Genomic DNA, 14,513 nt, shown 5'->3' with positions numbered 1-14,513 from the left:
ATCACCTCTCGACGGTTTCCATTACGAACGCCTCAATAATATCCCCTTCTTTAAGGTCGTTGAAACGTTCGAGCGTTATCCCGCATTCGTACCCTTGCGCAACTTCTTTCGCATCGTCCTTGAAGCGTTTGAGGGAATCCAGCTTACCTTCGTATACGACGATTCCGCCGCGGATAAGACGCGCTTCGGCGTTGCGCTGCATTTTACCGTCTATAACCATACAACCGGCAATGACGCCGACTTTCGTCACTTTAAACGTGTTGCGGATTTCGGCATGGCCGATAACACTTTCTTTGTAGACCGGATCAAGCATGCCTTTCATAGCTGCTTCGATCTCTTCGATCACGCTGTAAATAACGCGATGCAGGCGAATGTCCACTTTCTCCTGTTCGGCAAGCTCCGTTACGCGAGGCTCTGGACGAACGTTGAAGCCGATGATGATCGCATTCGACGCCGATGCCAGAATGATATCGGATTCCGTAATCGCGCCTGCACCCATATGGATGATTTTGACGCGCGCGCCTTCGACTTCGATCTTGGCGAGGGAGCCCTTGAGCGCCTCTACGGAGCCTTGTACGTCGGCTTTGATGATCACGTTCAGGTCTTTGATTTCGCCTTCTTTGATGTTCTTGTACAGATCCTCAAGCGTTACGCGGGAATTCGCGCCCATCTCCGACTGACGGAGCGTCGTCGAACGCATCTGAGCGACTTCTCTTGCTTTGCGCTCATCCTCGTACACCATGAACGGATCGCCGGCTTGCGGCACTTCCGTGAGGCCTGTAATTTCGACAGGCGTTGAAGGCGGAGCCTCTTTGAGTCTTTTGCCTCTGTCATTGACCATCGCACGCACCCGGCCGAAGTTGACGCCCGCTACGAAGCTGTCGCCGACGCGCAGCGTTCCGTGTTGGATCAGGACGCGAGCGACTGGGCCTTTGCCTTTGTCAAGCTCCGCTTCGATAACCGTACCGCGGGCGCGTTTGTCCGGATTCGCTTTAAGCTCCTGCACTTCGGAAACGAGCAGGATCATCTCAAGCAGCTGCTCCAGATTGGTACGCTGCTTCGCAGACAGGTTGACGAAAATCGTATCGCCGCCCCACTCTTCCGGCACAAGCTCGTATTCGGTCAGCTCTTGCTTGATACGATCCGGGTTGGCGTCCGGTTTATCGATTTTGTTGACCGCAATAATGATCGGCACGTTCGCAGCTTTTGCATGGTTGATCGCTTCCACAGTCTGCGGCATGACACCGTCATCTGCAGCTACGACGATAATCGTAATGTCCGTAACTTGAGCGCCCCGCGCACGCATGGACGTAAACGCTTCGTGACCCGGCGTATCGAGGAACGTAATTTTTTTGCCGTTAATTTCGACTTGGTATGCGCCGATGTGCTGCGTAATGCCGCCCGCTTCTCCCTCGGAGACGTTCGTAGAGCGGATGGCGTCAAGCAGAGTCGTTTTACCGTGGTCGACGTGACCCATGATCGTAACGACCGGAGGACGTTCCTGAAGATCGGTTTCTTCATCCTTCTCTTCGAACAATTCGAAGTTTTCTTCGTCGACCGGAATTTTCACTTCCACTTCCTCAACGCCGAACTCCGTCGCGATCAATTGGATCGTATCGATGTCGACCTCTTGGTTGATTGTCGCCATGACGCCCATAAGGAGAAGCTTCTTGATCACTTCCGAAACGTCTTTATGAAGCAGCTTCGCCACTTCGCCGACGGTCATCGTTTTTTCGCGGACGATTACTTTTTTCGGCGTATTGTCGACTTTCTCTTTCCTTACTTGCTGCTGCTGTTGCTGACGGCCTTTGGCGCCGAAACGGCCGCCCTTGCCTTGGCCGCCCTTCGATTTATTATCGTCGAAGCGGGTTTGTGTAGGCTTCGTTTTTCTTTGTGTCTTACCGATGGTCACATCATCGTGATCCCCCACCTGCGCGCTCGGCACGAAGGTCGGACGCGTGGAACGGTTCGGTCCGCGGTTCTCGGGACGATTGTTATCGAAACGCTGGCGCTGCGGCTGCGAAGATTGCGCAGGAGCTCCGCTTGCTGCAGGACGCGCTCCGCCCGGTCCGCTTGATGGACGGTTCTGGTCGGGACGACGCTGAAAACCGCCTTGACCGCCTCCTTGACCGCCTTGGCCACCCTGGCCTCCGCCGAAACGTTGGCCTTGACCTTGACCGCCTTGGCCTCCGCCGTAGCGTTGTCCTTGACCTTGGCCGCCCTGACCGCCTTGGCCTCCGCCGTAGCGCTGCCCTTGACCGCCTTGACCGCCCTGGCCTCCGCCATAACGTTGTCCTTGGCCGCCTTGACCGCCTTGGCCACCCTGGCCTCCGCCGTAGCGCTGTCCTTGGCCACCTTGACCGCCTTGGCCACCCTGGCCTCCGCCGTAACGCTGCCCTTGGCCGCCTTGACCGCCCTGGCCCCCGCCATAGCGTTGACCTTGGCCGCCTTGACCGCCCTGGCCTCCGCCGTAGCGCTGCCCTTGGCCGCCCTGGCCTCCGCCGCTATACTCGCGACGTTGTCCTTGGCCGCCCTGGCCGCGATTGCCTTGCTGACGATCGTATCCGCCGCCTTGCGGACGCTGTCCTTGCGGCTGTGCGGATTGGCTTTGCGTTTGCTGCGCTTGCTGCGTTTGCGGTTGAGCTTGCTCGCTTTGCGGCTGCTGCTGTTGGGATTGACCCGCTGCATGCACTTGCGCCGTTTGCTGAGGCTGGCGCTGCTCTTGCTGGCCGCCTTGCGGACGATCTTGACCGCCGCCGGTATTTCCTGCAGGACGCTGGCTTTGCGCTTGCGGACGCTCTTGCGATTGAGCCGGCTGTTGAGGCTTGGCTTGCGAAGGCGCCGATTGGCCGGCAGGTGCTCCCGTGCGGTCGTTCGCCGCCCGTTTGGCTGCCGCGTTCGCTTTTACATCGCGGAAAAACTTCTCTACCGATTCCACTGCCGAATTTTCCATAACGCTCATATGGTTGTTGACTTCAATTCCTGTACGTTTCAATATCGTGATGATCTCCTTGCTGCTCATATTCAGTGATTTGGCATATTCGTACACGCGTAGTTTATCTTTATTATCTTTATTGTCTTGTTTACTCAAATTGTTCCACCTCCGAAGATTTTCCAGACCCTACATACCTTTCACCGCTCTCGTACGCGGCTTCGTCCGTTCCCAAAAGGCGCAACGGCTCCACCCTCCAGCATCCGCTCTTATTGCCGGTTCCGCCCCCCGCATCATTCGGCCGAAGGGTGAAGCCGATCGCCGATCAGCTTCGCAAATCCAGCGTCGGTTACCGCCATGACGACCCGCTCGGGTTTGCCGATGCTCCCCCCAAGCTCGTTTCGGCTGCCGTATACGAATAGCGGAACCTCGTAAAACGAGCATTTATCCGCGATTTTCTTTCGGGTGTTATCCGATGCATCCTCCGCCACTACGACCAGTTTCGCCTCGCCGGACCTGACCGCTTCCAGCACGCTTTCGTCGCCGGTTACGAGCTTGCCAGCTCTCATAGCCAAACCGAGGTTTGAGAACACTTTATTCTTCATCGTCATTCTCCGATTCTTTGGCCAATAAAAACTCATCTTCCACTTTAACAAAATCGCTTGCCAGCTGATCGTAAAGTTCTAGGCTGACCGTATGCTTTAAAGCCCGGTCCAGCGCTTTGCTCTTTTTGGCCAGCTTGAAGCAGGACAGCTTCCCGCACAAATATGCGCCTCGGCCCGATTTTTTGCCGCTTAAATCGATCAATACTTGTTCGTCCGGCGTTCGAACGACTCTGATCAATTCTTTTTTGGGCATCATTTCCTGGCAGGCTACGCATTTGCGCAGCGGTATTTTTTTCGTTCTCATCGTTCTATCACCAACCCTGTTACGGCCGAAAGCATTGCTCTTTGCTTAACGGCCAACGGCATTTTTCACAGCATCCGGGCCCAAACGGCTACAATGCGAACCGGAGTCAGACAAAAATCAGTCGATGCTGACCGAGTCCTGATGCATTTCTTCCGATGCGTCTTTCGGTCTTCCGAATTCTTGCTCGGCCTGCGTCTCGCTTTTGATGTCGATCTTCCAGCCGGTCAGCTTAGCGGCAAGACGGGCATTTTGCCCCTTGATGCCGATCGCAAGCGACAACTGATAATCGGGAACGATCACGCGGCACATTTTCTCCGATTCGAAAACGTTCACTTCCAGCACCTTGGACGGACTTAGCGCATTCGCCACGTATTCCTCGACGCTTTCGGACCATCTGACGATATCGATCTTCTCGCCCTTCAGTTCGCCGACGATCGTTTGAACGCGAAGCCCTTTTTGCCCTACGCAGGATCCTACCGGATCCACTTCGGCGTTACGGGAATGAACCGCGATTTTGGAGCGGAAGCCGGCTTCGCGCGCTACGGAACGAATTTCCACGACGCCGTCGAAAATTTCCGGAACTTCCAGCTCGAAAAGCCGCTTCAGCAAGCCGGGATGAGTACGCGACAAAATAATTTGCGGCCCTTTAGGCGTGTTGTCAACCTTAGTAATGTATGCTTTGATCCGGTCGCCGTGCTTGAACTTCTCCGTCGGCATCAGCTCGGTCAGCGGCAGCACCGCCTCCACCTTGCCTAGATCGACATAAACGTTGCGCGTATCCTGACGCTGCACGATACCGGTGACGATGTCTTCCTCTTTCTCGATAAAAGCGTTATAGATCAGCCCGCGCTCCGCTTCGCGAATGCGCTGTGTGACGACTTGCTTAGCCGTCTGGGCCGCAATGCGTCCGAAGTCGCGAGGCGTCACTTCGATTTCGACGATATCGTCATGCTGATAATTCAGATTGATTTCACGCGCCGCATCAAGCGAGATTTCCAAACGGGGATCAAGCACTTCGTCGACGACATTTTTGCGGGCATATACCCGAATTACCCCTGTGTGACGATTGATATCGACGCGCACGTTTTGCGCCGTATTGAAATTGCGTTTGTAGCTGGAAATGAGTGCCGCCTCGATCGCCTCAATCAAAATATCCTTGCTTATCCCTTTGGTTGATTCAATCTCATGCAACGCATCTATAAAATCAGTGTTCATTTGCCTGAAGCTCCCCCTTTCAATTAGTAAACATCGATTCTCTTGAAATTATGCGAACGGTTCCGCTTGTCGATGCAAACGAAACCGCCCTGTTCTGCCTGGTGTTTGTTGTGCGCCAAGGATAACGCTTGCGGCGCTTACCGCAGCATTAGAGCGCTTCTACAATTGCTAGAAAACGACTGCGAGCCTTGCGCTGGCCACTTTCGCCGCCGGCAGGTCGTGCTGCTTCTTGCCGATTTGAATCGACAGCTTCTCTTCGTCGTAAGCGAGTAGTTTGCCTTCGAATTCCTTCAAACCGTCAATCGGTTCGTATGTAGTAACGAACACGTGTTTATCGATCGCCTTGCGGTAATCTTCCGGTTTGCGAAGCGGCCTTTCGGCCCCCGGCGAGGACACCTCGAGAAAATAAGCGCTCGGTATCGGATCTTCTTCGTCGAGCTTTGCGCTCAGGAATTCGCTGATACGCCCGCAATCGTCAATGTCGATTCCGCCTTCTTTATCTACATATACGCGAAGAAACCAGTTGCTGCCTTCCTTTACATATTCAATGTCAACGAGCTCGAACCCACCTTCCTCCAAATACGGCACAAGCATCGGCTCAACGATCGTTTTCACTTGCGAACTCATGGTCTTGCCCCCTTTCTTGCTATAAGCTAGCTGTCCATAACCGCAAACAGCCCAATACAAAATGTAAAGAGTGGGTTTCCCCACTCTCGGATACGCATACCTATCAAGATGATTACCAAAAATATTATAGCATAGTCATTTATCCAAACACAATAGGCCATGAAAACAAAATGAAAGCGGAATTTCGCTATCATTAGGCATGTTTCCCTGTGCCCGACATCGATAAACGTCATGCATGCGAATGCAAAAGCGCACGGATTCGATCGGTCAATATCCGCTTCTCTTCTGCAGGCACCCCTTCGTCCAGTCGGGCGGCAGCAACCGGCAATTCCCATTCTTCGATGCTTTCTTTATCCGTCTCTGTCAGCTTCAAGTAACCCTCCAGATAGGCCTTGCACAGCTTCATCCTGATCGCTTCCAGGCGACGGCTCCAGTCCCCAGCCGTTTCGGGCGGCAGTACGGCATGTTCAAGCATCATCCTGGTGCGCATCGCATCGGCCGACGCATTGCCCGCAACCCCTGTGCTCCAATCGATGACGATCGGCCCGCTTTTGCCCAGCAAAACGTTCCCAGGATGAAAATCGCCATGACATAGGGATTTGCCTTCAGGCAGCTTATGCAGTCGGGCAACGATCTCGTCCTTTTCCTTATCCTGCAAAAGATCGGCATGAAGGATTGCTTTTTCAAGGGCGTTCTTCTGGCTCGTCATTCTCCGCACATCTATCCGACTATGCATAGCTGCGTGTAACACCGCCATGCGACAGCCCATTTCTTCGGCAAGCGCGGGATTTTCGAGCAGCCGCTCCAGCATGCTGGAAGCACCGATGCGCTCATAAATAATTCCGGTTTTGCCGTCGACCTCTTCCAAACCGAACACGCGGGGAACAGGCAGCCCGGCGCTCAATATCGCTTGGCTGACGCTCCATTCCTGTTCGATAGTCGACCGAGGCATAAATTCCCGAAACAGCTTGATAACCTTCCCGTCTCCCCAGGCAAAAATCTCCGCCGTATTTCCTTCGCCGATTTTGATCCCGAGTGACATGAGAGTCCTCCTTCGGGTCCGTCTGTATAAGCTAAATCATGACTTGAAGTCTACATTGCAAGCAGAAAGGATAGCCATGCAGCTTCAGCTTCAGATTTAGTCTCTTATCCAAATACAAAAAGACGATTGGTTGCTCATTGTATAATTTCCCCGCCAAAGGTCACTCCCTCGTCCTTTGACTTGGGAGGCTGAGGGCGAGGCCCTCAGTGTTCGGGAGTCCGAGGGCAGGGCCCTTGGCGGGAGTCCAGAGGGCGGCGCCCTTTGGGGTCCTCACCTTGGCGCTTCGATTCAATAAACACTTTGAAGTCGAAGCGCTGTGGAAGGGGAGGATTTAGGAGGGGTCGAAGTCTTTTTGAAAAGATTTAGAATAGCGACAGCTGGTTCGACTCCGGCAATCCCCGGAAGCATCCCATCCCGTTTAATATTTCGACAATCGTTTTCGAAGCTTTGGAGCGCTGCTGGAAATCCTCGATAGAAAGGAAATCGCCATCGTCCTTGGCGGCCGCAATCTGCTTCGCGGCATTATCGCCGATGCCTTGGATGGCCGAGAACGGCGGAAGCAGCGAATCGCCCTCCAGCAAAAACTTGCTGGCATGCGAGGTGTACAAGTTGATCGGCTTGAACGTAAACCCGCGCGCCGTCATTTCGAGCGCCATTTCCAGGATGGAAATCATCCCTTTCTCCTTCGTCGTCGCCTGAAACCCTTTTTCTTCGATTTCGATCAGCTTGCGAAGGATCGCATCGTAGCCTTGGCAAAACAGCTCGACGTCAAAGTCGGACGCGCGAACCGAGAAATACGTCGCATAATATTGAAGCGGATAATAGACCTTGAAGTAAGCCGTGCGGACGGCGGAAATAACATAAGCCGAAGCATGCGCGCGCGGGAACATATATTCGATACGTTCGCAGGACTCGATGTACCATGCGGGCACATTATGCTTTTTCATATCTTCCTTCCACTCCGGCGTCAGCCCTTTACCCTTACGCACGCTCTCCGTAATTTTGAATGCGAGGCCGGCATCCATTCCCGCTTTATAAATCAAGAAAAGCATAATGTCGTCCCGGCAGCCGATAACGGTCTTGATCGTGCATGTCCCTTTGCGGATCAGCTCTTGGGCATTGCCGAGCCAAACGCCCGTACCGTGCGACAAGCCGGAAATTTGCAGCAAGTCCGCGAACGTTTGCGGCCTCGTTTCCTCAAGCATTTGCCGAACGAACTTCGTTCCCATCTCCGGTACGCCATACGTGGCGACAGGCGTCCGAATTTGTTCGGGGCTGACGTCAAGCGCGTCAGTCGAGCTGAAAATGCTCATCGCCTTTGCATCGTTCATCGGGATCGTCGTCGGATCGACGCCGGTCAAATCCTGCAGCATCCGCATCATCGTCGGATCGTCGTGTCCGAGTATATCGAGCTTAAGCAGGTTCTCGTCAAAGGCGTGATAATCGAAATGCGTCGTTTTCCATTCCGAGCTTTGATCGTCCGCCGGAAATTGCACGGGCGTGATGTCTTCGACATCGATATAGTCCGGTACGACTACAATGCCGCCCGGATGCTGCCCCGTACTCCGCTTCACGCCGGTACATCCGAGCGCAAGCCGGTTAACCTCGGCCAATCGCCAGCTTTTCCCTTTATCCTCCTCGAACTTCTTGACGAAGCCGAAAGCCGTCTTCTCTGCGACCGTTCCGATCGTACCGGCGCGGAATACGCTTTTGGGGCCGAACAGCACCTTCGTATAGTTATGCGCTTCAGGCTGGTATTCGCCCGAGAAGTTCAAGTCGATATCGGGAACCTTATCGCCTTTAAAGCCCAAGAAAGTCTCAAACGGAATATCCTGGCCTTCCCCTTTCAACTTCTCGCCGCAATTCGGGCACAGCTTATCAGGAAGGTCGAAGCCGGAGCCGATGCTTCCGTCCGTAAAAAACTCGCTGTGTTTACATGAGCGACATATATAGTGGGGCGGAAGCGGATTAACCTCGGATATACCGAGCATTGTCGCAACGAACGACGAGCCTACCGATCCCCGCGAGCCGACGAGATAACCGTCCGCATTCGATTTTTTAACCAGCTTTTCCGAGATGAGATAGTTGGCGGAGAAGCCGTACTGGATAATCGGCTTCAGCTCTTTCTCCAACCGGGCCACGATCAGCTCGGAAAGCGGTTCGCCGTACATGTCTACCGCCGTTTTGTAGCATGTATCGCGAATTTCTTCATCTGCACCTTCGAAGATTGGCGAGAACAGGCCGTTGTCTGTCGGGCCGCCTTTTTTCGGAAAGAGCTGAATTTCTTCAAATTGATCCGCCAGATCGTTCGTGTTTTTGACGACGACTTCGAAAGCTTTCGTTTCGCCAAGGAATTGGAACTCGCGCAGCATTTCGTCCGTCGTGCGGAAATGCACGTCCGGCTTGCGAATATCCTTCAACGGACTGAAGCCCGTGATCCCGTGGATCGTGATGTCCCGGTTCAATTTTTCATGAGGATGCAAGTAATGCACGTTGCCTGTGGCGATGACCATCTTGTTCTGCTTGTACGCAATATCGCAGACGCGGCGAAGAGCTTGCTCAATCTCTTCCTTGCTGCCCACGAGCCCTTTCTCGACCAAGTGCATGTACAGATCGACCGGCTGAATTTCAAGCACGTCATAAAAATCCGCGACCTGCTCGGCCTCCTCCATCGTTTTGTTCAGCACGGTTTCGAAAAACTCGCCTTTCTCACAGCCGGAAATGACCAGAAGTCCTTCACGCATCGCGGCAAGCTTGCTTTTGGGGATGCAGGGCACGCGATGATAATGCTCGGTATGAGACATCGAAATAAGCTGGTATAAGTTCTTTTTGCCCTCTTGCGTTCGCGCATAAATGCAGCAATGAAAAGGCCTTGTGTTGCTCAAATCCTTACCTACATAATCGTTAAGCCGCTGCAGCTCCGTAATGCCGCGGTCTGCCGCCTCTTTGATCAGATTGAACAGCACATGTCCAAGTGCGATCGAGTCGTCTATGGCGCGGTGATGGTTTTCCAGGCTTACCTTGAACTTATCCGATAAGGTGTTCAGCCTATGATTTTTCATCGATGGGAACAACAGTCTTGCGAGCTCCAGCGTATCGAGCGCAGGATTCGGACATTCCGGAAGCCCCAGCCGTTTCAAGTTCGCTTGAAGAAAGCCCATATCGAACTTCGCGTTATGCGCGACAAGCACGGCATCGCCGATAAACTCGATAAACTCGGGCAGTTTTTCCGCAATGTCGGGAGCCCCTCGCACCATTTCATCGGTAATATTCGTCAATTGGCTGATATGGTACGGAATCTTTTCGTGCGGGTCGATGAAGGTCGCGAATCGGTCGATTTCTTTGCCGTCCTTCATTTTTACGCCGGCAAGCTCGATGATTTTGTTGTTGATGACGGACAAACCCGTTGTCTCCACGTCGAAAACGACATAGGTCGCATCCGCCAAAGCCTGCTCCCGTTCCTGCAGCACGATCGGCACCGCATCGTTCACAACGTTCGCTTCCACGCCGTACAGCATTTTGATGCCGTGCTTTTTGGCCGCTTTGCCGGCCTCCGGAAACGATTGTACGCCGCTATGATCCGTAATGGCGATCGCTTTATGTCCCCACTTGGCGGCCGTCTTAATATATTGATCGATCGGCGTGACCGCATCCATCGTGCTCATCGTCGAATGGAGGTGAAACTCCACCCGTTTCACTTCCGCATTGTCGGTTCTTTCCTTCGGGGGCATCACCTCGACGACGTCGGAAGGAATCATCATCAGCTCGGGCGGCTGCATAAAACGGTCATATTCCACCTTGCCGCGCAGCTTGAGCCATTTGCCGTTGCTGATCAAGCTGTAAATCTTGACGTCATCTTTCGTGCGCGCGAACGCTTTGATCATGATGGAGTCCGTATAATCCGTCACGCTGAATTGAAACAGCGTCGAGCCGTTCCGCAGCTCCTTCATCTCGAAGCCGAAAACCATCCCTTGAATCGTCGTTTTCTTCTCTTCTTCTCTAATCGTCTGGATCGGTACCGGAGGCTCTTTAATCTCGTATCCGATCATAAGCTTCAGCTCCGCATCCGATACGAGCTCGGATTCCGCTTCTTTCTCGATCGATGTGACGATCTCTTGGGTAACCGTCCGCTCTTCCTCAACGATTTTTTGAGCGAATTTCTCATATTCCTCGTAACTGGACTCGTTAATCGTAAGCTTAACATCGAAGTCGCGGGCAAAATGCTCCGTATAAAAACGCCGTATCCACTGATCCATCTGCTTTTTGCGCGCCAGCTCCAGTCCTACTGCGTCGAGGAGCTTTAATGTCAATATCGAGCCCTGCGCATCGACCTTCGCCTTGGACAGCCAGCCGTTGAAGGAGCCTGCATTTCGCTGCATCCACTCGATCAGCATCCCCCAGTACTGCTCGGCAATTTCCGGGCTCCCTATCGAATCGTCATATCGCATCAAAAAACGAATACCGGCGATATGAGCAAGCTTGTCCCGGATCAAACCCGTGAAGGAACGGTAAATATCATGAGGCACGAGTACCCCGTTCTGCAGATGAAACAGCCATTCGCGATTGGAGCGGCTAACCTCAACCTGCTCGATCGTACAAGCGGCAAAATAGGTGTTTATGATTTCAGCAGGAACGCCGGCTTGACTGACAAGCATCTCAAAGCGGCTCCGTTTGTCGTTTCCGTTACCCATCGCTTCCTCCTAAAACTTTTCGTCTGAAAAGTTGCTGTGCAGCGGCAGCCACAAATAAGCCGCTTAAGCTTTCCGTTAGAAAAGGTACTGCTGCCAAACAAAAACAACAACTCATTTGCAACTCTTTACCTGCTCTTCGAACAACTCTGCAACATTAGCTATCCTACTATTGTATAAGAGACATCCGTTTATCTCAATCTTTTTGCCGTTAATCCAAAAGAAAAGCTGCGGAGAGCTCTCCGCAGCTTGCTGCAATCACATTTCTTCTAGTAAGCCCGTCCGAATACCACCGTATGTTTTGCCGCTTCGCCGCATACGAGACATTTCGTCTTACGCTCGGCAGGCTCGAACGGGATATTGCGGCTTGTCGCCCCCGTCTCTTCCTTGACATGCGCTTCGCAGGCATTGGAGCCGCACCAGCCGGCAAGCACGAAGCCGCGCTGCTGATCAAGAAATTGCTTCATCTCGTCCAGCGTTTCGACGGAAGTAAAATATTCGTCGCGGAACTGCTTCGCCTTCTCGAACATATCATTGTGAATTTCGGTCAGCATTTGCTGAACTTCCTCAACGAAACGATCCTGTGCGACAATCCGTTTCTCGCCGGATACGCGGGAAACGAGAACGACTTGCCCGTTCTCCATATCGCGAGGTCCGAGCTCCACGCGAACCGGAATACCGCGCATCTCATACTCGTTAAACTTCCAGCCTGGACTTTGGTCGGGACGGTCGTCCACTTTGGCCCTAACGCCGGCCTGCTTCAATAAAGCGTGCAGCTCGTTCGTCCGCGCCACAACCTGCTCGCGCGTCTTAGGCGGTCCGATCGGAATAATGACGGCTTGAGTCGGCGCCACTTTAGGCGGAAGAACCAATCCGCGGTCATCCCCGTGCACCATGATCATCGCACCGATCAGCCGGGTGCTAACGCCCCAAGAGGTCGTATGTGCGAACGTATGCTGATTTTCCCTGTCCAAATATTTAATGTCGAACGCTACTGCGAAGTTCGTTCCCAAGTAATGCGAAGTACCCGCCTGAACCGCTTTCCCGTCCTTCATCATCGCTTCGATCGAATAGGTGTCGACTGCGCCCGCAAACTTCTCGGAAGGCGTTTTTTGCCCTACGATTACAGGGATAGCCAAGAAATTTTCGACGAAATCACGGTAAATTTCCAGCATCTGCATCGTTTCGCGGCGCGCATCCGCCTCGTCTTCGTGGGCCGTATGTCCTTCCTGCCATAGAAACTCGCTCGTCCGCAAAAACGGCTGCGTCCGCTTCTCCCATCTGACAACGTTCGCCCATTGATTAATAAGCAGCGGCAAATCGCGATAAGAATTAATCCATTCGGCGTACATATGACCGATCATCGTTTCCGATGTAGGGCGAATAGCCAGACGTTCCTCCAGCTTCTCGCCGCCGGCCTCGGTTACCCAAGGCAGCTCCGGATTAAAGCCTTCGACATGCTCCTTTTCCTTTTGGAAGAAGCTCTCGGGTATAAAAATCGGAAAATAGGCGTTGCGGTGGCCGGTTTCCTTGAAGCGGGCGTCCAGCTCACGTTGGCATAGCTCCCAAATCTCATAGCTGTCAGGCTTGAAAACGATACAGCCGCGAACAGGCGAATAACTCATGAGATCGGCTTTTTTGATAACGTCTAAATACCATTTGGAAAAATCTTCGCTCTGCGGCGTAATTTCTTTGACAAATTGTTTGTCGTTTGCCATATGTATTCTCCTGCCCCACTTTTCGAATGAACCGGGACGAGAACGCCCGCCCCGGCGATAATAACATTATCTTCGTAATCCCGTACCTTACCCCTTCATCAAACGTAAAATGTCGTTGTACGTTACGGCAATCATCAACAGCATCAACATGGCGAAGCCGATAAAATGAACCATGCTTTCGCGATTCGGATCGATCGGTCTTCCGCGAACCGCTTCAATGCCGAGAAAGACTAGACGGCTTCCGTCAAGCGCAGGGATCGGCAGCAGATTAAAAATACCGAGGTACAAGCTAAGCAGCGCCGACCAGAAAATCATCGGAGCGGGACCTGCCTCCGCATACTTGCCAGACTCCTCGACAATCCGGATCGGACCGCCCAAATCGTCCATTTTGAATTGGCCGAATACGAGCGTTTTGAACCCGAGCAAAATTTGCTTCGTCGCGAACGTCATATTGTCCCATGCGCCTGTAACCGCTTCGCCGGCTTTCACGCCGCGGTTATCCCATTCGAGCCCGATTCCGACGAGCGTCGCGCCGTCTTTCTCTTTGGGCGTCACTTCTTTCTGCAGCTGCTCGCCGCCGCGCTCGATAATCCAATTCATCGGTTTATCCTGCGACCCTTTAATCAACTCGGTCAGCTTGACGCGATCCGTTCCGATCGCTTCATGATTGACCTCGCGGATAATATCGCCCGCCTGCAAGCCCGCTTTCTCGGCCGGAGATCCCGACTCGATTTTGCCGAGCTTGACAGCCTCGGGCACGCCGTTAACGATCATAAATACGAGAAAGAGGACGAATGCCAGCAAAAAGTTCATTACCGGTCCGGCAAAAATCGCAAGCGCCCTTTGTCCGACTGTTTTGCTTCCGAATTGACGGTCAAGCGGCGCGATCTGATGCTCCTTGCCTCCCGTTACCATCATCGCCTGAGGATGGATCGGGAAACGGATTTGCTCGTCTTCCACCTGGAGATGGACATACAGCTCTTTCTCCAAATCGATGTGCTCGACAACGCCCAGCACCGCATCGACTCTGTAATCCACCTTATCAAGATACAACTCGGTCACTTTGCCGTTTACGACCTTACAAGCAATCGTCTGACCGGGATTGATCTGCACGATTTCCGGATCTTCTCCGGCCATCCTCACAAATCCGCCGATCGGAAGGAGACGAAGCGTATACCGCGTTTCGCCTTTCCTATAAGAAAATAGCTTCGGGCCAAAACCGATCGCAAATTCCCTGACTAAAATTCCCGCGCGCTTGGCGAAATAAAAATGTCCCCATTCATGCAGCGTAACAAGCACAAAAAACATCAGGACAATCTGCAAACCGTTCTGGACATATGACAATGGAGTCCCTCCCTATAGGCCTATCGGCAACATAAAAC

The 14,513-nt window shown here is 53.1% G+C and carries 9 protein-coding genes; all 9 read right to left on the bottom strand.

What is annotated here, in order from left to right:
• Window position 1: 1 nt before the first annotated feature.
• The 9 genes from infB to rseP all read right to left on the bottom strand — a co-directional run bounded on the left by infB (window position 2) and on the right by rseP (window position 14,475).
• Window positions 2–3,091: a translation initiation factor IF-2 gene (gene infB / locus DQG23_RS00585; protein ID WP_113028861.1), complete on the bottom strand. Its 3,090-nt coding sequence runs from the start codon at window positions 3,089–3,091 to the stop codon at window positions 2–4.
• 134 nt (window positions 3,092–3,225) lie between these two features.
• Window positions 3,226–3,543 carry a YlxQ family RNA-binding protein gene (locus DQG23_RS00580; protein WP_113028860.1) on the bottom strand — a complete coding sequence of 106 codons (318 nt, stop codon included), beginning with the start codon at window positions 3,541–3,543 and terminating at the stop codon, window positions 3,226–3,228.
• Complete coding sequence (gene rnpM / locus DQG23_RS00575) at window positions 3,527–3,841, bottom strand: RNase P modulator RnpM (RefSeq protein WP_113028859.1); 315 nt, start codon at window positions 3,839–3,841, stop codon at window positions 3,527–3,529. The genes DQG23_RS00580 and rnpM overlap by 17 nt, the downstream gene beginning before the upstream one ends.
• Window positions 3,842–3,958: 117 nt before the next feature.
• Window positions 3,959–5,056 (bottom strand): transcription termination factor NusA, encoded by a 1,098-nt coding sequence (nusA, locus tag DQG23_RS00570; RefSeq protein WP_113028858.1) that lies wholly within the window; start codon window positions 5,054–5,056, stop codon window positions 3,959–3,961.
• Window positions 5,057–5,224: 168 nt separating this feature from the next.
• Window positions 5,225–5,683 (bottom strand): ribosome maturation factor RimP, encoded by a 459-nt coding sequence (rimP, locus tag DQG23_RS00565; RefSeq protein WP_113028857.1) that lies wholly within the window; start codon window positions 5,681–5,683, stop codon window positions 5,225–5,227.
• A 229-nt stretch (window positions 5,684–5,912) separates the two neighbouring features.
• Window positions 5,913–6,725 carry a phosphotransferase family protein gene (locus DQG23_RS00560; RefSeq protein ID WP_113028856.1) on the bottom strand — a complete coding sequence of 271 codons (813 nt, stop codon included), beginning with the start codon at window positions 6,723–6,725 and terminating at the stop codon, window positions 5,913–5,915.
• Between the two features lie 362 nt (window positions 6,726–7,087).
• Window positions 7,088–11,416, bottom strand: a complete 4,329-nt coding sequence (locus DQG23_RS00555) for a PolC-type DNA polymerase III (RefSeq protein WP_113028855.1) — start codon at window positions 11,414–11,416, stop codon at window positions 7,088–7,090.
• A gap of 266 nt (window positions 11,417–11,682) precedes the next feature.
• Complete coding sequence (proS, locus tag DQG23_RS00550) at window positions 11,683–13,131, bottom strand: proline--tRNA ligase (RefSeq protein ID WP_113028854.1); 1,449 nt, start codon at window positions 13,129–13,131, stop codon at window positions 11,683–11,685.
• 87 nt (window positions 13,132–13,218) lie between these two features.
• Window positions 13,219–14,475 (bottom strand): RIP metalloprotease RseP, encoded by a 1,257-nt coding sequence (gene rseP / locus DQG23_RS00545; protein WP_113028853.1) that lies wholly within the window; start codon window positions 14,473–14,475, stop codon window positions 13,219–13,221.
• Window positions 14,476–14,513 lie beyond the last annotated feature (38 nt).

The sequence above is a fragment of the Paenibacillus contaminans genome (assembly GCF_003285015.1).
GTDB lineage: Bacteria > Bacillota > Bacilli > Paenibacillales > NBRC-103111 > Paenibacillus_V > Paenibacillus_V contaminans.
Note: the sequence above shows the minus strand (reverse complement) of the source record. Positions and strands in the feature narration are given on the sequence as shown.

Bases quoted from the DNA above. Each gene is read 5' to 3' on its own strand.
- DQG23_RS00580 (WP_113028860.1), bottom strand. From the start codon at position 3,543: ATGACGATGAAGAATAAAGTGTTCTCAAACCTCGGTTTGGCTATGAGA.
- rnpM (WP_113028859.1), bottom strand. From the start codon at position 3,841: ATGAGAACGAAAAAAATACCGCTGCGCAAATGCGTAGCCTGCCAGGAA.
- nusA (WP_113028858.1), bottom strand. From the start codon at position 5,056: ATGAACACTGATTTTATAGATGCGTTGCATGAGATTGAATCAACCAAA.
- rimP (WP_113028857.1), bottom strand. From the start codon at position 5,683: ATGAGTTCGCAAGTGAAAACGATCGTTGAGCCGATGCTTGTGCCGTAT.
- DQG23_RS00560 (WP_113028856.1), bottom strand. From the start codon at position 6,725: ATGTCACTCGGGATCAAAATCGGCGAAGGAAATACGGCGGAGATTTTT.
- DQG23_RS00555 (WP_113028855.1), bottom strand. From the start codon at position 11,416: ATGGGTAACGGAAACGACAAACGGAGCCGCTTTGAGATGCTTGTCAGT.
- proS (WP_113028854.1), bottom strand. From the start codon at position 13,131: ATGGCAAACGACAAACAATTTGTCAAAGAAATTACGCCGCAGAGCGAA.